Annotated in this window: 25 protein-coding genes; 9 read left to right on the top strand and 16 right to left on the bottom strand. The window is 64.7% G+C overall.

All coding sequences use genetic code 11. From position 1 onward, the window contains the following. Positions 1 to 16: 16 nt before the first annotated feature. From ACW9UR_RS16685 to ACW9UR_RS16695, 3 genes are read right to left on the bottom strand one after another with little or no spacing between them, the layout of a single operon-like run. Positions 17 to 1,513, bottom strand: coding sequence for an aldehyde dehydrogenase (locus ACW9UR_RS16685; RefSeq protein WP_458918184.1), 1,497 nt, complete (start codon positions 1,511 to 1,513; stop codon positions 17 to 19). Between the two features lie 12 nt (positions 1,514 to 1,525). Further along, positions 1,526 to 2,254 carry an SDR family NAD(P)-dependent oxidoreductase gene (locus tag ACW9UR_RS16690; protein ID WP_458918185.1) on the bottom strand — a complete coding sequence of 243 codons (729 nt, stop codon included), beginning with the start codon at positions 2,252 to 2,254 and terminating at the stop codon, positions 1,526 to 1,528. Beyond that, positions 2,251 to 3,420 (bottom strand): FAD-dependent oxidoreductase, encoded by a 1,170-nt coding sequence (locus ACW9UR_RS16695; protein WP_458918186.1) that lies wholly within the window; start codon positions 3,418 to 3,420, stop codon positions 2,251 to 2,253. Before ACW9UR_RS16695 ends, ACW9UR_RS16690 begins: the two co-directional genes overlap by 4 nt. 94 nt (positions 3,421 to 3,514) lie before the next feature. Here ACW9UR_RS16695 and ACW9UR_RS16700 point away from each other — a divergent pair, with 94 nt between their 5' ends. Continuing rightward, a complete protein-coding gene (locus tag ACW9UR_RS16700) occupies positions 3,515 to 4,132 on the top strand; it encodes a cysteine hydrolase family protein (RefSeq protein WP_458918187.1) in 618 nt (205 codons plus the stop codon). Beyond that, on the top strand, positions 4,129 to 4,911 hold the full coding sequence (locus ACW9UR_RS16705) for a maleate cis-trans isomerase family protein (RefSeq protein WP_458918188.1): 783 nt from the start codon (positions 4,129 to 4,131) through the stop codon (positions 4,909 to 4,911). The genes ACW9UR_RS16700 and ACW9UR_RS16705 overlap by 4 nt, the downstream gene beginning before the upstream one ends. Positions 4,912 to 4,915: 4 nt before the next feature. On the opposite strand, the gene leuD is transcribed toward ACW9UR_RS16705, so the two are convergent. From leuD to ACW9UR_RS16720, 3 genes are read right to left on the bottom strand one after another with little or no spacing between them, the layout of a single operon-like run. Further along, positions 4,916 to 5,539: a 3-isopropylmalate dehydratase small subunit gene (leuD, locus tag ACW9UR_RS16710; protein ID WP_458918189.1), complete on the bottom strand. Its 624-nt coding sequence runs from the start codon at positions 5,537 to 5,539 to the stop codon at positions 4,916 to 4,918. Beyond that, positions 5,536 to 6,915 carry a 3-isopropylmalate dehydratase large subunit gene (locus ACW9UR_RS16715; protein WP_458918190.1) on the bottom strand — a complete coding sequence of 460 codons (1,380 nt, stop codon included), beginning with the start codon at positions 6,913 to 6,915 and terminating at the stop codon, positions 5,536 to 5,538. The genes leuD and ACW9UR_RS16715 overlap by 4 nt, the downstream gene beginning before the upstream one ends. Before the next feature lies 1 nt (position 6,916). Beyond that, positions 6,917 to 8,038: a CaiB/BaiF CoA transferase family protein gene (locus tag ACW9UR_RS16720; protein WP_458918191.1), complete on the bottom strand. Its 1,122-nt coding sequence runs from the start codon at positions 8,036 to 8,038 to the stop codon at positions 6,917 to 6,919. Positions 8,039 to 8,116: 78 nt separating this feature from the next. On the opposite strand from ACW9UR_RS16720, the gene ACW9UR_RS16725 reads away from it, so the two are divergent. The 5 genes from ACW9UR_RS16725 (at position 8,117) to ACW9UR_RS16745 (ending at position 12,531) form a co-directional block, all read left to right on the top strand. Further along, positions 8,117 to 9,061, top strand: a complete 945-nt coding sequence (locus tag ACW9UR_RS16725; protein ID WP_458918192.1) for a hydroxymethylglutaryl-CoA lyase — start codon at positions 8,117 to 8,119, stop codon at positions 9,059 to 9,061. Then, positions 9,058 to 9,846 (top strand): GntR family transcriptional regulator, encoded by a 789-nt coding sequence (locus tag ACW9UR_RS16730; protein ID WP_458918193.1) that lies wholly within the window; start codon positions 9,058 to 9,060, stop codon positions 9,844 to 9,846. Before ACW9UR_RS16725 ends, ACW9UR_RS16730 begins: the two co-directional genes overlap by 4 nt. A gap of 661 nt (positions 9,847 to 10,507) precedes the next feature. After that, positions 10,508 to 11,503 (top strand): AraC family transcriptional regulator, encoded by a 996-nt coding sequence (locus ACW9UR_RS16735; protein ID WP_458918194.1) that lies wholly within the window; start codon positions 10,508 to 10,510, stop codon positions 11,501 to 11,503. A 177-nt stretch (positions 11,504 to 11,680) separates the two neighbouring features. Beyond that, entirely contained in the window at positions 11,681 to 11,977 is a 297-nt protein-coding gene (locus ACW9UR_RS16740) for a hypothetical protein (protein WP_458918195.1), read from the top strand. Next, entirely contained in the window at positions 11,974 to 12,531 is a 558-nt protein-coding gene (locus ACW9UR_RS16745) for a hypothetical protein (protein ID WP_458918196.1), read from the top strand. Before ACW9UR_RS16740 ends, ACW9UR_RS16745 begins: the two co-directional genes overlap by 4 nt. Positions 12,532 to 12,541: 10 nt before the next feature. Here ACW9UR_RS16745 and ACW9UR_RS16750 read toward each other — a convergent pair whose 3' ends face one another. The 9 genes from ACW9UR_RS16750 to ACW9UR_RS16790 form a co-directional block, all read right to left on the bottom strand. Next, positions 12,542 to 13,441 carry a PhzF family phenazine biosynthesis protein gene (locus tag ACW9UR_RS16750; RefSeq protein WP_458918197.1) on the bottom strand — a complete coding sequence of 300 codons (900 nt, stop codon included), beginning with the start codon at positions 13,439 to 13,441 and terminating at the stop codon, positions 12,542 to 12,544. A 49-nt stretch (positions 13,442 to 13,490) separates the two neighbouring features. Beyond that, positions 13,491 to 13,703: a hypothetical protein gene (locus ACW9UR_RS16755; RefSeq protein ID WP_458918198.1), complete on the bottom strand. Its 213-nt coding sequence runs from the start codon at positions 13,701 to 13,703 to the stop codon at positions 13,491 to 13,493. A gap of 73 nt (positions 13,704 to 13,776) precedes the next feature. Beyond that, positions 13,777 to 14,325: a carboxymuconolactone decarboxylase family protein gene (locus ACW9UR_RS16760; RefSeq protein WP_458918199.1), complete on the bottom strand. Its 549-nt coding sequence runs from the start codon at positions 14,323 to 14,325 to the stop codon at positions 13,777 to 13,779. Between the two features lie 87 nt (positions 14,326 to 14,412). After that, entirely contained in the window at positions 14,413 to 14,895 is a 483-nt protein-coding gene (locus tag ACW9UR_RS16765) for a YHS domain-containing (seleno)protein (RefSeq protein WP_458918200.1), read from the bottom strand. Between the two features lie 27 nt (positions 14,896 to 14,922). Then, the gene (locus ACW9UR_RS16770) at positions 14,923 to 15,777 is read right to left on the bottom strand and encodes a cysteine hydrolase family protein (RefSeq protein ID WP_458918201.1); all 855 of its coding nucleotides are present in this window, start codon (positions 15,775 to 15,777) and stop codon (positions 14,923 to 14,925) included. A gap of 241 nt (positions 15,778 to 16,018) precedes the next feature. Further along, positions 16,019 to 16,417: an alpha/beta fold hydrolase gene (locus ACW9UR_RS16775; protein WP_458918202.1), complete on the bottom strand. Its 399-nt coding sequence runs from the start codon at positions 16,415 to 16,417 to the stop codon at positions 16,019 to 16,021. A gap of 1 nt (position 16,418) precedes the next feature. Further along, positions 16,419 to 17,096, bottom strand: coding sequence for a pyridoxamine 5'-phosphate oxidase family protein (locus tag ACW9UR_RS16780; protein WP_458918203.1), 678 nt, complete (start codon positions 17,094 to 17,096; stop codon positions 16,419 to 16,421). 1 nt (position 17,097) lies between these two features. Next, the gene (locus ACW9UR_RS16785; protein WP_458918204.1) at positions 17,098 to 17,571 is read right to left on the bottom strand and encodes a nuclear transport factor 2 family protein; all 474 of its coding nucleotides are present in this window, start codon (positions 17,569 to 17,571) and stop codon (positions 17,098 to 17,100) included. Between the two features lie 404 nt (positions 17,572 to 17,975). Then, positions 17,976 to 19,049, bottom strand: a complete 1,074-nt coding sequence (locus tag ACW9UR_RS16790; RefSeq protein WP_458918205.1) for an AIR synthase related protein — start codon at positions 19,047 to 19,049, stop codon at positions 17,976 to 17,978. Between the two features lie 267 nt (positions 19,050 to 19,316). Here ACW9UR_RS16790 and ACW9UR_RS16795 point away from each other — a divergent pair, with 267 nt between their 5' ends. Then, positions 19,317 to 20,699 (top strand): aminotransferase-like domain-containing protein, encoded by a 1,383-nt coding sequence (locus tag ACW9UR_RS16795; RefSeq protein WP_458918206.1) that lies wholly within the window; start codon positions 19,317 to 19,319, stop codon positions 20,697 to 20,699. A gap of 162 nt (positions 20,700 to 20,861) precedes the next feature. Further along, positions 20,862 to 21,140 (top strand): hypothetical protein, encoded by a 279-nt coding sequence (locus tag ACW9UR_RS16800; RefSeq protein ID WP_458918207.1) that lies wholly within the window; start codon positions 20,862 to 20,864, stop codon positions 21,138 to 21,140. Between the two features lie 178 nt (positions 21,141 to 21,318). Here the strand turns inward: ACW9UR_RS16800 and ACW9UR_RS16805 are convergent, their stop codons facing one another. Next, positions 21,319 to 22,566: an ABC transporter substrate-binding protein gene (locus ACW9UR_RS16805; RefSeq protein ID WP_458918208.1), complete on the bottom strand. Its 1,248-nt coding sequence runs from the start codon at positions 22,564 to 22,566 to the stop codon at positions 21,319 to 21,321. Positions 22,567 to 22,627 lie beyond the last annotated feature (61 nt).

The following is a 22,627-nucleotide window of genomic DNA, read 5'->3' on the forward strand; positions in this document are numbered from 1 at the left end:
TGTTGGGGTTCCGCCGTCAGCTTTTCTGCCCCAGGGCGCGCAGCGGAACCGGACGCCGAGGGATCGTTATGGTCTTCTGTTCGGTATAGAAATTCTCGCATGCCGCGCCGCCCTCGCGCCCCACGCCCGACGCGCCATAGCCGCCGAAGGGCGCGCGCAGCTCGCGCATCATCGGGGTGTTGACCCACAGAACGCCTGCGCGCAGCCCGTCGGTCATCTGCATGACCGTAGGCAGGTCGTCGGACCAGACATAGGCCACCAGCCCAAAGGCGGTGTCATTGGCCATCGCGACGGCCTCGTCATTGCTGTCGAAGGGCAGGAAGGTCGCGAACGGGCCGAAGATCTCGTCCTGCGCCACCCGGTCGGCGTTCGAGCAGGCCCGTACCGCCGTTGGTGTCACGAAATATCCCTCGCCCAGATCCTCGCGCCGCGCCGCGCCGGTCAGGACGGACCCGCCGTCGGCCAGGGCGATGTCGGCAAAGCCCAGCACCCGGTCCCGGTGCGGCGCCGAGGCCAGCGGCCCCAGCTCGGTCTCGTCGGAGGTAGGGTCGCCGACCCGGATGCGCTCGGCCCGTTCCACGAAGCGGGCCACGAATTCATCCATGATCGAGCGGTGCACCAGGATCCGCGAGCCCGCCAGGCACTGCTGCCCGTTGTTCGAGAAGATCCCCAGCAGCGCACCGTCCAGTGCCCGGTCCAGATCCGCACTTTCGGTGACGATATTGGCCGACTTGCCACCCAGTTCCATTGTGCAGGGCACCAGGTTCTGACCGGCGGCAGACATGATCGCGCGGCCGGTCTCGGTCCCGCCGGTGAAGCTGACCAGATCCACGCCCTTGTGCGCCACCAGCGCCGCGCCGGTGATGGTGCCGCGCCCGTTGACGAGGTTCAGCACCCCTTCGGGCAGCGCCTCCTGCAACAGCTCCACCAGCCGGGCGACCGCCAGCGGGGTCTGCTCGGAGGGTTTCACGACGCAGGTGTTCCCGAAGGCCAGGGCGGCGGCGATCTTCATCGAGGCCAAGGCGACCGGCGCGTTCCAGGGCGCGATCAGCGCCGCGACGCCCACCGGGTCGCGGGTCACGGTGGTCACGTAGTCCGCCGCCTGGTCATAGCGCTGCCCGGTCGCTTGCCCGATGTAGTCCGCGAAAAACCCGAAATTGTAAGCCGCGCGCACCATGTGCCGCGCCTTAAGCTCGCGCAGCAGCAGGCCTGTATTCAGGCACTCAAGCCGGGCCAACTCGTCGGCATGCTCCAGGATGATCGACTGACAGCGGCGCAGCACCTGCATCCGCGCCTCGGCGCCCAGCTTCGGCCAGCTGCCTGCATCGAAGGCCCGGCGCGCGGCGACAACAGCGCGGTCCACCGCCTCGGGGCCGTCCTCGGTCAGGGTCGAGACCTGCGCACCGGTCGCCGGATACCACACGGGGATGTCCGCGCCGCCGCCGGTAGAAGCTGAGCCCGCGACAAGGCCGCCGATGCGTTCCGGGGCGGTGATGGGGTGCTGATAGGTCACGTCTGGTCGTCCTCAGGTCATGTAGGCGCCACCGTTGACGTGCAACGTCTGGCCGGTGATGTACGCGGAATCGGGCGAAGTCAGGAACAGGATCGGGCCAGCAACATCCTCGGGCAAGGCCAGGCGGCGCATCGGGTTGGCGGCGGCATAGGCCTCGCGGTCAAGTCTGGGCGGGGCGGTTTCGTCGCCGTGGCCGGTGCCGCCCGTCAGGAAGGCGGTGTCCACGGCGGCCGGGGCCACGCAGTTGACGCGGATGTGGGGGGACATCTCGACGGCCAACTGCCGGGTCAGCGCCGCGATCCCCGCCTTGGCCACCGCATAGGCGCCATAGCCGGGGCGCGCATGGCTGCCCAGTCCCGAACCGGTGTTGACGATCGCCCCGCCCTTCCGCAGCCGCGGCGCGACGGCACGCGCGGCCCGGAAAGCGGTGCCAAGATTGCCCGAGATCACCTCGTGCCAGCCGGTGTCGTCCACCTCGGCCAGCGGCGCCGAGGGCGCGGCATAACCCGCAAGGTTCACAAAAGCGTCGAACGTATCGCCCGCTGCCTCCAATGCCGTGTCCAGCGCGCCGCTCTCGGCCAGCGCAAACCCGCAGGCGGTGACGCCGTCGGGCACCGGATGCCGCGCCAGAGAAGTATCGAGGTCGACCACAGAAACCTGCCAGTCCCGCTCACAGGCCATCCGCACCAGGCAGCGCCCAATGCCACCCGCGCCGCCGAGGACAAGCATGCGCCCGGTCATGCGATCTCGGCCGCGCGGCGCAGCCCGGCGATCATCGACGAGCGCAGCAGGAAGGTCCGCGTCCGGTCGGGATCGGCGGCGATGGCCTGCAGTTCGGCCAGGTGGGCGCGGCGCTTCTCGGGGTCGACGGTGTTCATCCGCGCCCGGTTGGCGTCGGCCTGCGCCAAGATTTCCTCGGCGGCGATCGGGCGGCGCTGCCGCTCATACAGATCCAACAGACCGTCGTTGCCGCCGTCCAGCACATGGACCAGCTTCTCGGCCAGGTTGAAGGCGTCGTGGATGCCGCCGTTCATGCCCATGCCGCCCTTGGGGCTGTTCAGATGCGCAGCGTCACCCGCAAGCAGGAGCCTACCCCGGCGATAACTCTCGGCGATCCGCCGGTGCACCCGGTAAATCCGCTTCTCGACCACTTCGATCTTTGGCGCGTGCGGTGCGATCGCCCGCGTCTTCTCCTGGATCGAGGCGTCGGTCAGCGCATCCTCGGGCGTCTCGCCCTCGGTCGGATGCAGCGAAATCCGCCAGACGTCCGGCAGCCGCAGCAGCGAATAGGTGCCGCGGGCAAACCAGATGTAGTTCACGCCCGACAGGCCGGGGATGAATTCCTCGAACGGCAGGTGAGTCGTCGCCAGCACGGTGCTTTCGGGGTAGGTCTGCCCTTCCAGATGCACACCCATGGCGCCGCGCACGATGCTGCGCGCGCCGTCACAACCCACGACATAGGCCGCGTCATGCCGCGCGCCGCCAGCCTCGACCCAAGCGCCGTTATCGCTTTGCCCCACAGCCTCGACCTCGGTCGAAAATCGGACCATGTCGCTGGGCAGCCGCCGCAGCAGCGCCTCGCACAGCCGCGCCTGGCGACATTGCAGGCGATAGGGATGCGCGGTGTCGTCCTTCAGGACGCTCAGATCGAATTCCGCCATGTCGCGGTTTTCGTGCTGGCGTATCTGCCAACGCGGAGTGATCCTGCCGGCATCGATCAGCTCGGCGGTGATGCCGCTGTCGTCCAGCATGTCCAGCGTCGGCGGATGGAAGGTCGAGGCGCGCAGCTGGTCGGGCACCGCCGGTTCGGCTTCGAACACGGTGACGGGAACGCCCTGCCCGTGCAGCCGCCAGGCCAGCGTCAGCCCAACGGGTCCGGCGCCGACGATGATGACGGATTTGCTCATGCGGGGCCTCCTTGCCGGGCTGGGGGAATGGCAATTGACATAAGGATATACTCTTATATCTTTTGAGAAGCTGTCAAGCCACTTGATCGGAGCCATGCACAACACCTCTCCAGACCCCCGGACAAGCGCCGTTCTGATCGTCGATCTTCAGAACGATTTCCTAGACTCTGCAGGCGCTTACGGGCGCGCAGGCCAAAGCGCGCCGCAGATCGCCGCGCTGCCCGAACGGGTCGCCCCGGTGGTGCGGGCAATGCGCGATGCAGGCGGCACCATCCTCTCCACCCAGTTCACACTGGTACCCGGAAAGGGCGGTGAGCCGCTGATTTCGCCGCATCTGAAGGCGTTGCGCCCGTTCCTCGGGAAGGGCGATTTCACCCCCGGCGAATGGGGGCACCAGTTGGTCGACATGCTGCAACCGGCGGATTTCACCATTGAGAAGGTCGCCTATTCGGCCTTCTATATGACCCGCCTCGAATGGGTGCTGCGCAAGGCGGGGATCGACACGCTTTTCATCTGCGGCATCGTCACCAACGGTGGCGTCGCCTCGACCGTGCGAGACGCGCACCTGCGCGACTTTAGCACCTATGTGCTCAGCGACGGCTGCGGCGCGTTCTCGGAGACCGTGCACCAGACCGCCATCGCGGACCTCTCGACCGTCGCCACCTGCCTCACCTGCGCCGAGGCGCTCGAACTGCTGAAGGAAACCGCATGAGCCAGTCGGATTATGGCGAGGGCGGCATCATCGGGATGCTGACCCCGCAGGCCAACACCACCGTCGAGCCGGAATTCTGGTCACTGCTGCCCTACGACTGGTCGATGATCAACGCGCGACTGACCAGCGACAAGGGCACCATTGAGGAGCGGCTCGTCGACTACACCACCCGATTCGTCGACACCGCCCAGCAGTTCGCCAATGCCCCGATCGACGTGATCGGCATCGGCTGCACCGGCGCGTCCTATCTGATCGGTCGCGAGACCGAACAGCGTCTGATGGCAGAGATCTCCCAGGCCCACGACATGCCCTGCTGGACCGCTGCCGCCGCGACTGTGAAGGCGCTCGACGCGATCGGCGCGAAGAAGATCGCCCTGCTCTCGCCCTACCCGGACACCCTGAACGCCAAGTGCGTGCCCTATTGGGAAAGCTTCGGCTACGAGGTCGTCGCCTGCACCGGCCCCAAGCTGGTGACCGAGAAGTTCCACCCGATCTACGCGATGACCGGTGCGGCAACGCTTGCCTCACTGAAGGAGCTGCAACAGCTCGATTGCGACGCCATCGCGATGCTGGGTACCGGAATGCCCACGCTGCTGCCGCTGGTCGCCGGGGAACGCGGCGACGGCCCGGTGCCGATCTCGTGCAACCTCGCCCTCGCCTGGGCCTGCGTCGAGCCGCAGCGGGGCCGCCCGCTTAATGAGGGAACGCTGATGAACTGGGTGGACGGGGCCGAATGGATGCCGCGCTTCAAGGCGTTGTTCCCGGCGGCGGCGGGCTGAACTCTCAGCTCTGCCCCGCGCGGTAGAGCCAACCGCGCCGTGCACGGTCCTCTGCGGCGAAGGCCTCGATCAGCGGGCGGTCCTCAAGCGTCAGGTCGATCGGCGACAGCCCCTCGATCAGCATCCGCCGCGCCAGCGGGGCGATTTCGAACTCATGCGCCCCGTTTGCTTCCACCCGCCCGGCGTTCAGGTCCGCGGTCACGCGCCGTGCTTGCGGATCACCCGCGACCCAACCCGCGATCCCGTCCAGCGCCGCGCGCGGCAACACCACCGGCAGGATGCCGTTTGCCACGCAATTGTCGTGGAAGATCGTCGCGAAACTCTCGGCCAGCACCACACGGAAGCCGTAGTCAACCAACGCCCAGACCGCATGTTCCCGCGACGAGCCGCAGCCTGCGTTCCGCCCCAGCATCAACACCGAGGCATCGGCATACTCCGCCCGGTTCAGAAGGAACTCCGGATCCGGCTGCCGCTTGCCGTCCGCATAGCGGATGTTTCCGAACAGCCCGTCCGCCAGCCCCGCCTTCGAGACGCGCTTCATTTCGCGCGAGGGGATGATGACATCGGTGTTCATGTTGTCCGTCATCAGCGGCAGCGCGACACCGGTATGCGCCGTGAACCCTTTCATGACAGCACCTCGCGCACGTCGCTGATCCGTCCGTTGACCGCGCTCCAGGCGACGGTTTCGGGGCTGGCGATATGGGTGCGCACACCCGGCCCCTGCCGCCCTTCGAAATTTCGGTTGGTCGACGATACGACCCGCGCGCCGGGTGGAAAGGTTTCGCCGCCCGCATAGAAGCAGAAGGCGCAGCCCGCCTCGTGCCACTCGAACCCGGCGTCGCGGAACACGGCGTCCAGCCCCTCAGCCTCGGCGGCGCGCTTAACCTCTGTCGAGCCGGGCGCGCAGACCGCGCGAACGCCTTCGGGCACCTTTCGCCCGCGCAAGATATGCGCGGCCCGGCGCAGGTCGCTCAATCGGCTGTTGGTGCACGATCCGATGAAGGCGCCGTCGATCGGCTGACCAAGGATCGGCGTCCCCGGTTCCAGCCCGACGTAGCGATAGGCGGCCTCCAGCCCCGGCGCGCCGGGTAGCAGCCCGTCCACAGGGGTGGCATGTTCTGGGCTGGTACCCCAGCTGACCGTGGGTGCGATCCGCGAGACGTTCACCGCGATGTCCCGGTCGAACACCGCATCCGCGTCGCTGGCAAGCGCCAACCACTGTGCCTCTGCCGCGGGCAAATCCTCGGCGCGCGGCGCGAAAGCCCGCCCGCGCGCATAGTCCAGCGTCTTGCGATCCGGCGCCACCAGCGCCGTGAACGCCGCGAACTCAACCCCCATGTTGCAGAGCGTCAGCCGCTCCTCGACCTCCATCGCCTCGATCACCGGCCCGGCGAACTCGATCGCATGGCCCGCGCCGAACCCCGCGCCGTAACGGCCGATCAGGTGGATGATGATGTCCTTCGCGGTCAGCCAGCCGGGGCGCCTGCCTTCGAGCCGGATCCGCATCTGCCGATGCCCCGCGATCCGCAGAGTCCGCGTCGCTAACGCATGTTCGCAATCGGTCGATCCGATCCCCCAGGCCAGCGCGCCCAGCCCGCCCAGCGTGCAGGTGTGACTGTCCGGGCAGACCATGGTGATGCCCGGCAGCGCGATCCCCTGCTCGGGCGCGATGACATGCACGATGCCTTGCCGCGCATCATCGGTGCCGAACAACCGCAGGCCAAGCTGCCCGGTGGTGCGCCGCATCTCATCAATGAAGACCTGTCCCCCGGGCATCCGCGTGCCTCCGGGCCGGCCCGGTCGGGTGTCCACGATATGGTCAATGGTCGCGAACACCATTTCGGGCGACATGATCCCGCGCCCCTCGTCGATCATGTTCGACAACGCGATGGATCCCGTCCGCTCGTGCAGCATGATCCGGTCGATGTAGATCAGCGACGAGCCGTCCTCGAACCGCCGCACCTCGTGCGCGGCCCGGATCTTCTGGTAGAGCGTTTCGCCCATCTCAGCCCAACCCCAGCTCCGCCAGGATCGCCGCGGTGTCGGCCCCGACCTTCGGCGGGGACGCGCGTAGTGCGGGGCGGGCGCCGTCGAATTCCAACGGCAGCGCGGGCAGGCGCACTCGCTTGCCGTCGGGCAGTTCCATCTCGTGCAGGCCCCCGGCAGCAAGCTGCGGGTCCTCAAGCAGATCATCGGGCTTGCGGATCGGCGCGAAGGGCAGGCCGATCTCTTCCAGCCTTGCGCTCAGCGCCTCGGTGCTCAGCGCGCCGAAAATGCCGCGCAACCGCGGCATGATCTCGTCCCGCCGGGCAACGCGACCTCGGTTGTCGGCCATCTCCCGATCGCGCGCCCAGTCACCCAGTCCGAAGGCGCCGCACAGCGCCTTCCACTGGCCGTCACTGACCACGCCCACGAACATCTGCCCGTCGGCGGTGTTGAACACGTCATAGACCGCCCAGGCCGAGATCCTCTCGGGCATCGGCGGCGCGGGCGTGCCGGTGACGGCCCCCTGCGCGATGTGCTGCCCGACCAGGAAAGCCGTCGTCTCGAACAGCGACGCCCGTACTTCGGCCCCCTGCCCCGTGTCCTTGCGTGCCAGCAGCGCCGACAGGATGCCGATCACTCCGAACATTGCGCCGGTGACATCGATCACGCTCGCCCCGGCGCGCAACGGCCGCCCGCTGGGCCCGGTCATGTAGGCCAGCCCGCCCATCATCTGCGCGACTTCGTCCAGCGCGGTGCGGTTCTCGTAGGGACCCGACAGGAACCCCTTGCAGGACTGGTAGACGATGCCCGGATTGATCGCCTTCACGTCCTCGTAGCCAAGGCCCAGCTTGTCCAGCGCCCCGCCCCGAAAGTTCTCGACCATCACGTCGGAGCGCTTCAGCAGCGCCCGCACGACTTCCATCCCATCGGGCGATTTCAGGTCCAGCACGACGCTGCGCTTGTTCCGGTTGTACATCGCGAAATAGCCCGCGCCGGACCCCGGCAGGGTCCGGGTCTTGTCACCACCCACCGGCTCGACCTTGATGACCTCGGCGCCCAGGTCCGCCAGGATCATGCCGACTGTCGGCCCCATCACCATGTGCGAAAATTCCAGGACGCGGACGCCCTCCAGATATGCCATGCGATGCCTGCTCCGATTGCCATTCGCGGTTAAATGATATAATAACATACCAATAGATCAAAGAGAAATGGAAGACCCGTGATCACGATCAGCGAAGTCGGCCCCCGTGACGGCATTCAGAGCCTTGATTTCATTGTCGATATCGAGGTGAAAAAGCGCTGGATCACTGCCGAGGCGGCGGCCGGCGTCCCCGAGATCGAGGTCGGGTCCTTCGTCAACTATAAGCGCCTGCCGCAGATGCAGGACACAGCCGCGCTGGTGAAACACGCCCTCACGCTGCCAGGCCTCGCGGTCGCGGTTCTGGTGCCGAACCTGCGCGGAGCACAAGCCGCTGTGGAGGCCCGCGCGCACAAGCTCTCGATCCCGCTTTCCGCCAGCGAAACCCACTCGCTACGCAACGTAAACCGCAGCCACGCCCAGATGATCGACGAGGTCGCGGCGATCCGCGCGCTGGTCGACGATCTGCCCACGGAGGTCCGCCCCTCGATCGAGGTCGGCATCGCCACCGCCTTCGGCTGCACCATAGAAGGCCATGTGCCGCAATCCACAGTCACCGATCTGGCCGAGCGCCTAATGGAGGCCGGGGCCGACGAGGTCGGCTTGTCGGACACCACCGGCTACGCCGACCCGAAGATGATCCGCGATCGGGTGCGCGCGGTGCAGAGCGCCATCGGCGCGCGGCACATCACCGGCGTCCACCTGCACAACACCCGGGGCCTGGGCCTTGCCAACGCGCTGGCGGCGCTGGAGTGCGGGATCACCACGCTCGACGCCTCTCTCGGCGGGCTGGGCGGCTGCCCCTTTGCACCCGGCGCCAGCGGCAATATCGTGACCGAGGATCTTGTTTACATGCTCGAGGCGATGGGACACAGCACCGGGATCGACCTGCCCGCCCTGATCGCGGCCCGCAAGGACCTGGCCGAGGCGTTGACCGCGGCCCGTCCCGACGCGCCGGTCTACGGCTTTCTGGCCGACGCCGGACTGCCGCTGCATTACGCCCCGCCGGAAAGGGCCGCGCAATGACCGACGCCACCCTGCCCGAGCTGGACCCGAACAACCCGACGCCGCTCTACCACCAGATCTACCTGCACTACCGGCACCGGATCCTGTCAGGCGTGCTGAACAACGGCGAGCGCCTTCCCAGCGAAGAGGACATCGCGACGGCTTTCTCGGTCTCGCGGATCACCGCCAAGCGCGCGATGAACGAACTGGCCGAGGAAGGACTGGTCACGCGCAACCGCGGCCGGGGCACGACCGTGTCCTATGTCGCGCCGGAGCGCGCGGGCGGTGACGGATTCTCGGGACTACTGGAAAATCTCGTCAACATCGCCGCGACAACTACAGTCGATGTGCTTTCGCTGACCTACACCGCCGCCCCCGCCCCGGTAGCAGAGCTTCTGGAACTGCCGGAGGGCGCGCTGGTCCAGCGCGCCGAGCGACGCCGTTCCCGCGATGACGAGCCGTTCTCCTACATCACCAGCTATCTGCCCGAAGCCATTGGCCGCACTTTCGGCGAGGGCGAGCTGTCCGCCCGCCCGATCCTGCAGCTGATCGAGCAATCCGGGCACGAGATCAGCTCGGCCAGGCAGACGATCTCGGCCGTGCCCGCAGACCCGATCGTCGCGCAGGCCCTGAAGCTGCCGGTGGGGTCGCCCCTGTTGAAGATCAGCCGCCTCGTTCGCGACGCGAAAGGCCAGCCAATCCAGTTCATCGAGGTGCTTTATCGCCCGGACATGTACCAGCTCGAAATGAGCCTCAGCCGATCCGAAGACGACAACGGCCGCAAAGTCTGGTCCTCGGCCAGCTAGCTGCTCGCCCCAACCGTGACGGTCCAATCGTTCCGACACGTTCATTGTTGTTGCACCGTACAGCCAGCCGCTGGTTCAGGATTTTCCACGGCGTGCCAGGCTATCGTTCCCAGGTCGCGGTTCGGTGCCATACCTTTGGCGACGTTTGTGCCCCCCCTGTCGAGCCTCTATTCCGGTTCAATATCCGCCGTGATCAAATTCGCCTTCTGCGACGAACCGCACAGCATGCACCAATCTGCACTGAATTATTATTGAGTATTGACACCCCAAGCCCAAAAATAGCTGGTTTGATGCAGAATAGTTGCCAAGTAGCGTGGCCATGTGTGTGAACGGAGACAGCGGCCCGTAGTTCTGCGCCTGCTTTGACGCAAGACTTGTTCAAGAGGTTGGCGCGTTGAAAGAGCTGCCTCGCAGACGCTTTGGAACCCAAACCCGTGCGATCTCAACGGCTAGGCAGTGACTGGTGGTTCCCTGGCCGCCGACCGCGACGGTATAGCGCTTTCGTTCGAGAAGCTGCCGTTGACCGCTAGCAATCCTTGGGCAGTGGCGAGCGAGCTTCTGCGCCTGTCCGCACCGGCATTTCCGGTGTATTGGGTAATGAAGTTTGGGGGAACAGGGGCTGCCCAAGGTGTCGCGTGTTACGAGTGCGTTCGCATATACCATGGCGTCCGCTGCAGGTTTGACGATCGGCGAGGACGGCATCGTCCGGTCCGGAGAAGACATAGTCTATCGCTTGGATCAATCGGACGAAGGACAGGTCCCTGCCTCAGACCTTTACGATCTCATTGAATGGATACGAGCAAACCACCCCGACATGGTAGCTCTCGTGTTCGCCTATGCGGACAAGATCCAGGTCGATCATCTCGGCGTGCTTGGCCTAGCGATCAAGACAGCCCCGACGCTGCGCGGCTCACTCCGGCGCGTAGAGCGCTACTTCCAACTCGTTACGGATACCGCGGAGTATCGGTTGGAAGAGGATCGGGAGAGCGCCTACTTCGTGATCGAAGGCCGAAACGGACATCACCCCGCCTTGCCCGTGCGGAATGAATGCGCGCTTGCGGGCTTCGCACGCAACATGCGCCGCTTCGTCGGCGAAGGCCTCGAGTTGAGCGGCGTTTCCTTCCGGCATTCCTGCCAAGCTGACCCTGACCGGTACGTAGCTGGGTTCGGTTGCCCGGTTCACTTCGACGCAGACCGGGACGCCATCTGTTTCGCGGCGCGCACGTTGGACATGCCTAACCTCCTCGGCGATCCTGCCGTGTCCAACTTCCTTACGCGGCATCTGGACGCCGAAATGGACAAGATGGAGAAGCAGGAGAGTGTTTCGGCAGAGCCCCCTATAAGGGCCGCTCTCTTACGCCATCTGACCCCAGGCCTGAGCAGTGGACCGCCAGCCGCATCCGATGCGGCACGGTCCCTCGGAATGAGCGAGCGCACGCTGTTCCGAAGGCTTTCGGACGAGGGGCTGACCTACCGGGAGGTTGTGCAGGACGCGCAGATCCGCCTCGCGCAAGAACTCCTCGGGAACGGCAGCAATTCGATCGCCGAAGTCGCGTTTCTGACCGGGTTCTCGGAGCAAAGCTCGTTCAGCCGGGCGTTCAAGCGTCGGGTCGGCAATACACCTGCGCAGTTCAGGGCTCAGACAGCCCGCAGTTGACGTCCCCCTGCCGCGCGATGGCAGGTTCTGCCAAAGCCTTGGCAGGCGCAGCCAAGACCGAAGAGCCTTCCTCCGGGTAGCTATGGTCAACCGACCCTTGGAAAGCCCCCGGGAACTGCGCGGCCATCGTCATTCGCAGTAGACCTCGTCGGGCTCTCCTAAACCTGGAGGCCCGAGATGGGACAGTCCCGCCGTTTCACACTCAATACACGCACGCCGCGCGCTGCCCATGGCGAGATGAGCGACATGACGTTCACGCTCATCCTCGCGGGAGGCGCGGCGGTCGCTGCGAGCATCCTCGCGCTGCCCGTAACCATGCCCAGCCCGATTATCGAGTCCGCTTCCGCTCCGGCTGTCGGGGAGGCGTCTCGTGACAATGCGGATCGCCGACTCCTGACCGCGTTGGAAGTCGACCATGTCGCCCGGCGCGCCGCTGTGGCGGCACGCTCGCATCACCCGGAGGACCGCGAATGATCCAGTCACCGATGCATCCAGATCGACTTCGCTTCAGCTGCAACACCGGGGATCTGAGCCGCACCGCATTCGTTATTGCGGGGACAACTCCGGCTACTGCCGTTTGTCACCGCGGTCCGGAACGGGGCACAGATTGCGACCTGGAAAATCGGTCTGCCATGGGCAAGGCCGAGCAGCTGATCGCGACTGCAAGATCTGCCCAGATCCCGGTATTCCGGCTACCTGAAGCAGACCTCAAACCTTGGCGGCCGAGCGAGGAGGTCACTTGCTCGTTCGCTCCGGACCTGAACCGCCACCTGTGCGCGCGAAGGATCGCCAAGGTGGTGGTGGTAGACACGTGCAGTCATCCCGGCACCCTGCCCCTGATCAGCCAGCTTCTCGACCTGTGCTACGACGTGGCTCTTGTGAACATGGCGCGTTCCGAACGTGACGTGAATACAGTCGATACGCACCTTGGCGGGGTTCTCGCCTACCTCGAGGTTAGCGACAGGGTATGGTGCCCGGACGAGGTGATCGACTTCATCCGGCTCCATTGCCTGTTTGCGTCAACCTGAGACGCCCCTCTCAGTCGAGGGTGATCGGGATCTCGCGGATCGACTTGCTGTGTCCACCGGCGATCAGGCCGAGGATGGCCCCGTTCGCGTCGCAATCGAGATCGACACTGATCCGACTGGGCGACGGCGGGGTCATGAAGTGCCCTTGCGCGATCTCGAAGTGGGTCTGCAACACCCCCGACACGTCTCTGAGGTAGCAGGCCAGCGGGCCCGCTGCCATGCCGGTCGCAGCTTCTTCGGGGATCGCATACCGCGGCGCGAACATTCGGGTCGTCGCATCAACCCCGGACGGATCGCGGACCGGCGCGAAAGGGTAAAGGCCGATCAGATCCAGCTTGTCGCTGATCGCTTCGATTGCGGCTTGATCCGGCACGATACGGGCCAATGTCCCAGCATCCCGGATCGGCACGACGATGAATGAGTTGCCGGTGTTTACGAGCTGCGGCGAGAGACCCTCGACCAGATCGCTTTCCACCAGTCCGAGGGACACCAGGACATCGTTTGACGTGACCCCGCATTTTGTCCATTCGGCCGGGCCGGAATAACTGGGTGCCAATTGTTCCATGAAGGACTGCGTCCCGCGGATAATGATCCTTCGCGGACCGTCGACAGTCATTTTCGAAGTTTCGCCCTCGGCCACCCTGCCGATCTGGGCGAGGTGAGAAAACGCAGCGATGGTCGCATGCCCGCAGTGCGCGATCCGGCGGTTTGGCGTGAAGAAGTCGAAGCGGAAGCCGGCTTCGTCCGAAGCGGATACGAAAGCGGTCTCGGACACGCCAATCTTGCGCGCGATTTGCTGCATCTGCCCTTCACTGAGGTTGTCAGCATCCAGAACGACCCCTGCGGGATTTCCACCCTGGCCGTCGGTGACGAAGCCGTTGACGATCTGAGCGATGATGGTCCGTCCCATGAACCTTATCCTCCGGTCAATCTGATGCGTATGTCGAGCAGCCTCTGGCTCACTCTTCCGGGCAGGGGAATGTCACGTTCGACCCACAGAGCGCCGTGATCTCGATAGGCTTGCGTTCGTTCACTAAAAGGACCCGGACCGGACCTCCCGGCATGGGCTCGCCTTCGGCACCCGATCCTATGTCGCGCGGCAGGGTGACCGGCAGGCTGAGGGCGCCAACGAACATGGCTGCAAGAATGGCTGTAATGATCTCGGCTTTCATGACGGCCTCGGGCAGACGCGTGGAAAACGAGGGGGCTGGCGGCGACGCAATGCTCGCCGCCAGCGGTTATGAATCAAGCCGCGATGTTGTCGGCGACCGGGAAGTCGATCTCGGTCCTGGCGACCGAGTTCAGGTAGTTGGTCCAGACATTCAGCGCGACATGCTGAACGATCTCGACGACCTGCGCGTCATCATATCCAGCGGCCCGGACGGCGGCGAGGTCGTCATCGGCCACGTGACCGCGGTTCTCGGCGACGTTCAGTGCGAAGGCGACGGCCGCATCGGCTTTCGCGTCGGTCGATCGTCCCTGGCGGTTGGCGGCGATTTCCTCGGGCGAGAGCTTGGCGAGGTTCGCCGCCAGATAGGTGTGCGCCGAGAGGCAGTATCCGCACTTGTTGTACTCGGCGATCGCAAGGGCGACCCGCTCGCGCGTGGGCGCGGGCAGCTTGCCTTTGCCAAGCGCGCCGAAGATGCCGAGATAGCCCTCGAGCGCCGCCGGGCTGACGGACGTGAGGCGGAACAGGTTCGGCGTGCTGCCGAGCATCTTGTTCACCTCTTCAAGAAGCGGGCGCGAGGCTTCGGGTGCAGCCTCGATACTGTCCGGGTAGGTAATACGAGCCATGATTTTCTCCGGTTCGGATAGGGTTGAAGTGTGGTTCGAGCACCCCGGCGCTCCTGAAGTCGCCGGGGTGCCTCTCTGCGTTGAGGATCAGCTGTTGGCGTCAGCCACGGCGAGATGGTGGATCTCGGGCCAGTTCTTGGCCGCCCCTTCAAGCACGCTCTCCTTGTCCTCGAGGTACTTCTCGAAAACGGCCGCGTTCAGGAACAGGTAGAGCTTGCCGTCCACCACGTCCGCGTAGCGTGGGTTGGCATCCAGCTTCTTGCCGAGCGCGACGCCCAGGGCGCAGAAGCCGCCGTACTGCGGAAGGTAGGCCTCGGGGTCTGCGGCGAAGGCATTCATCGCCGCCTCGCTGGCGAAATAGTAGGCCCCGCCGTCATGGACATGGGTAAAGCGGGCCTGGCCTTCGGTCACGCCGAGACCGAGCGCCAGAGCAACGGTGTCGGTGCCCCGTACGGCGACGCGCTGGCCCTCTACGGTCGTTCCGGTCGACAGGTTGTACTCGTCGGCGGCGAAGGCGGGCGCAACCGTGGTGACGACCAGCAGGGCAATAGCGGTGGAGATGCGATTCATGTCGAACTTCCTTTCTAGGGAGGGGGATCAGCCAGCGACCGCGGTGATGCGCTCGACGGCTTCGTCGGTGGACCAGACGGCGTTGGCGATCATGCGGAAGTTGATGAGCGCGGCGAGGTAGCCGTCACCTTCGGGAACCTTCGCTCCGGCAGTGGCGTCGCGGACCACGGCGACCTCGAAACCCTGCTCGAGGAACTCGCGCATGTGGCTTTCCACGCAGAGGTTCGCCGACATCCCCGCCAGCACGATCTGGTCGACGCGCAGCTTGCGCAATTGCAGCGAGGCGTCGTTCTGCTCGGGGCCATAGACCTTGTGCGGCGAGGCGATGATCGTCTTGCCGTCGAAGATGTAGTCTTTGTACTCGGGCATGAAGTCGGCGCCCGAACCCTCGAAATCCGTCATGTCGAGCGGGCCGGGGCGATCGAACATGCCGATGCCGTGCATGACCTTCTCGAGCGCGCCCTCGAAGCTCCATTCGTGATCGTGAGGGTAGTAGTAATGCGGCGAGATCACCACCGGCATATCGGCAGCCTTGGCTGCGCGAAACAACTTGGTCAGGTTGTTCACGACGTCATGTTCGGTGACGCTTTCGCCGACCACGCCCCAGGAGACGCCATTGGGGCTGAGGAAATCGATCTGCGGGTCGACGACCAGCAGGGCTGCGCGGCCCTTTTCCAACGTCATGTTCGACGGCGGCAGCGCGCCCTCTGCCGGTTCGGCATAGGCCGGATTGTCCGAGGCCATGGCGCGAGAGGCAGCCATGCCCGTGGCGGCAATGGCGCCGGTCGCGGCGCCGGCGGTCAGCACGGCGCGGCGGCTGACGTTGGTTTCGTCTTTCCGGTGATAGTGGTCGTGATGATGGTGATCGCAGCAGCGGGTCATCAGGTAGCTCCTTCACGAGGCGGGCACGCAGCCCGGCGGTTCCGGTCGGTTCGGCAAGCGGACCGTCAGAAAACTAACTGATCTGTTCACTTGCTGGTTCTTGATGCCTCCACCTTGGCGCACAAGCAATACACAAGAACGAGATATTATCGTTACTTACCAAATACTTAAATCGTACACGGCTTTAGCGACGGCATCGATTGATGCCGCCCATGCTCAGTTCGTAGGGTGTCGAAGGCGGTTAGTGTGGGCCGCGCGTCACGCCGCCCATGAGCGTGCAGTCATCGCCCGCTTGTCCGTAGATCAGCGAAGCGACCAGTCCCACGTTCCCGACGGCCGTCCCATTCACCTGACCCGGATCGGGAACGACCACATGATAGCGATCGACAAGCGACCGCATCAGCATCCGCAGATCGGCAAGGTCCCGGTTGCACCGCACCAACACGATCGTCGGCTTGCTCTGATCCCCGGCCTCGCGCCAGGCGACCTGTTGGCCATCCAGCAAGATCATGTGATGAGTTTCCCCGCGAAGCGGTGTGTCGTCCTGCGTTCCGTCTGCCCAGGCGGGTATCGTCAGGGAAACCGGAGCGGTGATGGCCAAGGCAAGCGCGGCCGTGGCGGCAAGAGGCATCGAGGGCATGTCATGCGTCCTTCTGCGATTTCCGTGTGGGCGGGCGTGATGTATGGTCCCCGTCGCAAGCTTCGAGCGCCGAGCGCAGGCAGTCGTTCTGCTCCTCGAGCTCCGCAAGCCGGGCCTGGAGGTGCGCGACACCGGCCTCGACCTCTTCGAGGGTGAAACGTTGGGGAATGTGTTGCGGGCAGTTCCAATCGAAGGCGCGTACGCGGATCCGCACCAGACGCTGGACCTTGGTACGCGGCACGTCCGCTGTCAGCTGCGCGGCAAGGCCCGGATCCTGATCGGAACGCAGCAAAGTGGCCTCGCCCCAGACCTTCAGTCGGCGGCGTTCGGCATAGTCCATGAAAAACAGGGCAATCCGCCCGTCTTTCGAGAGGTTCCCGGCGCTCAGATGCTGACGATTCCCCCGGAGATCCGCATAGGCCAGCGTGCGCGCATCGAGCACCTTGAGGAACCCGGGATACCCGCCGCGAAACTGTACATAAGGCCAGCCCGAACTCGAAACGCTGGCTTGGTAGAACCCGTCGCGCGCCGAGATGAAGGCGGCCTCGACGGGGCTCAGCACGTCGGCCGCAGGCACATCCGGGGCGAGCAGACGCGCATAGGCCGCAGCGGATCCATCGGATCTCTGCTCCGCCAGAACCTCGGGGGTGAAGGCGATACGGGCGAACGCGCGGGCCATGTCAGAGACCCAGGCTCGTCAGCCCGGGATGGCATTTGGGCCTGGGCCCCAAAGGCCAGAAGAACAGGCGCTGGCTTTCTTGGATGGGCAGATCGTTGATTGAGGCCCGCCGTACCGCCATCAGCCCGTCCGCAGCAAACTCCCAGTTCTCGTTCCCATAGCTGCGGAACCACTGGCCGCCGGCACGGCGCCATTCATAGGCAAAGCGAACGGCGATGCGGTTTCCGGTGAAGGCCCAGAGTTCCTTGATCAGCCGGTACTCATCCTCACCCTTCCACTTGCGCGCCAGGAAGGCTTCGACTTCGGCACGGCCGTGAGGAAACTCAGCCCGGTTCCGCCAATGGCTGTCGAGCGTATAGGCAGATGCGACGCGCACCGGATCGCGGCTGTTCCACGCATCTTCCGCAGCACGCACCTTGGCGATGGCCGACGCCTCGTCGAACGGGGGGAGCGGGGGTCTGACGATGTCGCCCATGTGCACGATCCTATATCATTACCGATCTGTTCACTTTAATGGGCAATAAATGAACCGATCAGTAATTCATTTCAATCCTTATTTCCTCAAAGCTCTGTGATGTGCGGCTCCAGAAATCTCTCCCACCAGGCGGCCTCTGAGCCTGCAGGGTTAACATACTGGTTTACGAACGCAGTGCCGTGCCATCAGGCGAACCCGAAGCGCCGGCCTGCGCGACCTCGCTGCTGCGCAACGGGAGCCTCCAAATTGACGGCTTCGACGCATGGAGAAAGCGGGCTCGACGCATGAGCAACTGCTCGCCTCGTACGGCGCGCTCGCGGAATGGCTTGCCAAAGCGTCGCTCAGTTTGTGGATGTTCATAAAGGCGAGATCGACGCAGCCCGCCTCGACCCGAACACGCCCAGTCACGGAGATACCGCGCCGTCGAACGCCGCCGGCACCCCGGGTCGTTTCCTCGAGAGCCCGATGTAAGGGCGCTCGGCATGATTCCAGAACGGAACGCAGTCGCCCCCGGAGCGGAAAAGCACCGCGGGTCCCTCGATCACCTCGCCAATGGCATCGCACCGAATGTTCCGCGCAACAAACTCATTCCGGACGGCCTCGGTCAGTTCGGGCGCTGTGGACAGAAGAAACCCGTAGCTCGGCCAAGTGCGGAGCCACTGTTGGAGCGGGATTCCTTCCGGCGGAGCGATGTGCTCAAGATCAAGCACTGCGCCAACGTCCGAGCAATCGGCCATAGCGATGGCAGCTCCCCCGAGACCGGCCTGTCCGATACCCCTGCAGGCTTTCAGCATGCCATCTTCCGCGAGGCGCGGCAAAAGCTCGAGATCTTCGCGCATACGCTTTGCCGGAGCACCGAGCCCCGAGCAAAAGCGATCGAAGTCCCTCAGATCACCCCGATGATCCGCAACGGCCATCAGGACATGTCCGGGTCGGGCAGCAGAGCACTTCACCGGCGTGTCAACGTAACCAAGAGCCGAGACCGAGAAGCTCAAGTCACGCCCAGAGCAATCCGTATGGCCGCCGACCAGCGGCACATCGTAGGCCCGCGCCGCCGCGGCCATGCCATCGATCATGGGCGCAGCAGCCGCAATGCTCGGTGTTGAGACCTGGTTGACGAGGGCGGCGGTCCGACCACCCATCGCGGCGATGCTGGACAGATTGGCCACAACCCCGCACCACCCCGCAAGCCAGGGATCATGCGCCGTCAGAGCAGGGGCAATTCCCTGGCACGAGAGCAGGTCGGCCCCCTCCCATCGCGGCAGGATCGCTGCATCGTCCCCCGGATATCCCGCCGCACCCGGCGCGAGGCCGAGCGCCTCGACCACCTTGGCGGCGGCGAGCTTCGATGAAATCGCGGGGTGGCATTGTAGACTGCTCGAGAGGGCCGCAGGATCCGGTGGTCGCACGCTGCGCGTCGCCACATATTTGCTGTTCGGACCAGGACATTGGACTCGAGTGCGGACAGTACTTGGCATGAGGGCCTCCCCAAAGGCATCAATGCACCCCTTCTACGCCATAATAATGATTGGACGAAATACCTTATTGTATGCATACAATATGGAGGCGGAAGCAGTTGAAAACACTGCGTCCAGCTAAGTTCACTCCTCACCGCTCTGATCAGGAAAACGCTTCGGATAGCGTTTGGAGCGATTGCCAGCATCCATCGTCGGGATAGGTGATTCGATGAAACACCTTCCCTTCTTCCAGGAGGAACGATATGAATTGAGGGGGTGGAGGTGGTCATGATTGACTGGGAAAATCTCGAGATTGATCGGAGTAAAGCGCTCTACAAAGCCATCGCTGACAAGATGGAGGAAGAGATCAATCGCGGCATCCTTGCGCCGGGTGAGCGTTTGCCGGCCCAGCGTCAGTTGGCCGAGTGGCTCGGCGTCGACTTTACCACCATCGCGCGCGCCTATGCCGAGGCCGGATCCCGCGGCCTGATCGACCGACAAGTAGGACGCGGAAGCTTCGTCCGCGCACAAACCCGGGCCGCGCCAGCCCTGATCGCGACGATCGACCCCGAGCGGCAAGGCGCGACCGATCAATCCAAGAACATGCCGCCGGAACCTGACGACGCGGAACTGATGGCCAGAATGCAGGACGGACTTTCTTATGTCGCTGCCAACCTTCGTCCACTGCTGCGGTACCAATCTCCGACCGGGTCGGACAAGGACAAGCGGGCCGCCTCGACTTGGCTAGGCATGCACGGTCTTGTCCCTGGGCTCGAGCGCATCGCGATCACCCCTGGCGCGCACGCCGCGATGACGGCGATCCTTACGATGCTGACGGAGCCCGGTGACCGGATCCTGTGCGAAAGGGTGACATACCCGGGGATCCGCTCGATAGCGCGGCGCCTGAGGCTCGACCTGCGAGGCATCGATATGGACGAACACGGCATTCTTCCCGATGCGCTCGCAAACGCGATCCGAGAGCACAGACCGTGCGCCCTCTATCTGAACCCTACGATCCACAATCCGACGACGCTGACGATGCCCATCGAACGGCGCCTCGAGATTGCCGACGTCCTGCAAAGCCATGGACTCAAGTTGATCGAGGATGACGCTTACGGTTTCATTCCCCCCGAGCCGCCAGCTCCGCTCGCTGTGAGCATACCGGAGATTTCCTATTACGTTGGGGGACTTGCCAAATGCCTTGGGGCGGGGCTCCGGCTTGCCTTTGTCGTGGCACCCGGCAGCAAGGCTGCTTTCCAGTTGGGCCAGGTCACTCACGATCTTAACGTCATGCCATCCCCACTCTCCGTGGCCCTTGCAACCCGATGGATCGAGGACGGCACCGCGGATCGGATCCGAAGGACAATCCGCAGGGAAACCGCACTGCGCCAAGCTATGGCACAGGAGATCCTCGAAGGCCTTGAATACACGATGGCAGAACATGCGTTCAGTCTGTGGGCAAGACTACCCAAAGGATCCACCCGAGCGGAGATCATCGGCCGGATGGCCGGCCAGCGCCTCGGTGTGGTGGCATCCGACGCTTTCACCGTTTCCGGGACGCCGGCCGAGAATGTGCGAGTTTGCCTTGGAGGTCCCCTGGACCTTGGCGAACTCCGCAAGGGCCTCCACGCCCTTTCAAACGCGGCGCTGTCTCAATCGTATCTAGGCTGACCCATCGTCGCGAGTATCACCGCGAGATCAACTATTCTTCCTTGCCTGCCCTTAAGCGCGCCTAAAGAACTTTCTCCAGTGCGGCGGCGGGTACACTGCCTTTGTCGATTTGCCTACACAAAGGCTCGAGCCCGGTTAAACGCTGTTGAAGACCGCGACTACATGCGCATGAAGATGCTCAAGGCCACGCCCGAGGACGCGATTCTCCTTATGCCCTCGGTGATCGACCTCCCGCCCGGCATCGGCAGCGGGACCGGACTGAGAGAACCGCAGCGCTTGTTCACGTTGCTTGGCTTGCCCGCGATCGGTCTGCCTGTCTGCAAGTATGGCTACCCCCACCAGCACCTGAGCATAAGCGTGCACCTTGCTGCGAGACCCGGCGCGGAACTGCCGCTGCTCGAACTCGCTCAGGTCATTGAAGATCAGATTGGAGCGATCTGACAATCGACGCCGGGCGTGATCGAGAGGCACCGCGTTGACCGGCATCGGGGGCATCCTAGGTTGGCTTTGCGCGACAGAATACGCCTGAATATTTGCGTTATACTCCGGGCACGCCGTCTGCCCCGATGCCTCCGGAGCGGCAGAGGCGGCCGGGCAAACCCGGCCGCCGCCAGTCACATCAGTTGGTCGCGATCTTGCCGCGCATCCAGTCGCCGAACTCGGCCAGCGCCTGCTTGGCGGTCTGCTCCTGCAGAACAATCGACTGCCACACGGCGGGCTCTTCCGAGCGGATCGCCGGCATCGCGGGTGGGCGGGCGCGGCCGAAGGCCACTTCCAACTGCTCGTTGGCGACAAGGTACTCGGGATGCGCCTCGATCCGCTCGCGGGCGGTGTCGGTGTCCAGCGCACCCTTGATGATCGGCAGATAGCCGGTGCGGGTGAAGATATGGGCGTTGTTTTCGGGCGTGGTCACGAAGCGGATGAACTCCCACGCGCCCTGCTTCACCGCGTCATCGGCGCTGGCGATGATGCCCAGAGTCGCACCGCCGATCGGGGCCGCGCAGACCTCCTGGCAAGGCAGCGGCGCCACGCCCAGGTCGAACTCCAGCTCGGTCAGCTTGCGCGTCAGGCCACCGGTCGAGTTGAACTCGATCGCCGCCTTGCCGGCGCTGAAATACTGGTCGGCCACGTCCTCGTCCAGTGCGGCATCCAGCGAGGCAACGTGGTGCACGTTCACCCAGTCCGCCGCGGTCTGGTAGGCGAAGGCCGAAGCGTCCATGTCGATCTGCACGGCATTGTCCGCAGGATCGACCCAGCCGCCGCCAGCCTGGTTGGTCATCGCCCAACGCACCCACTGCGGCGGGGTGTTCACGCCCCACTGGGTCACGGTATCGCCGTCCTTCACGGTCAGCGCCTGAGCGGCCTCGAGCAACTCGTCCCAGGTCGCGGGCGGCGTCTCGGGGTCCAGCCCGGCGGCGCGGAACATGTCCTTGTTGTAGTACATGACCGGGGTCGAGACGTTGAACGGGATCACATAGCTCTCGCCCAGGTATTTCGACGCCTCCAGCGCGAAGGGACGGATCTGGCCGACCCACTCCTCGCCGGCCTCGTCGATATAGGGCTGCAGCGGCTCCAGCACGTTGCGGGCGGCGAACAGGCCGTAGCGGGTGACCTCGAGCATGGCCAGGCCCGGTGCGGTGTTGCCGGCGATGGCGGCGGTCAGCTTCTGCGTGCCCTCGGTATAGTTGCCGGTGTAGACCGGCTTAAGCACATAGTCGGTCTGCGCCTCGTTGAACATCTCGGCGAGCTCGTCCACAGCTTCACCGTTGTTGCCCGAAAAGGCGTGCCAGAACTCGATCTCGGTCTGGGCGGAAACGGTGGTGGCGGTCGCCAGCAGAAGCGCGGCGGCACTGGTCATCATGCGCATTGGGGGTCCCCTCGTTACAGGTGCAAGCATGTGGGCCCCTACATGCGCCACGGTCAGTGAC

This window comes from Halovulum sp. GXIMD14794 (assembly GCF_054457455.1).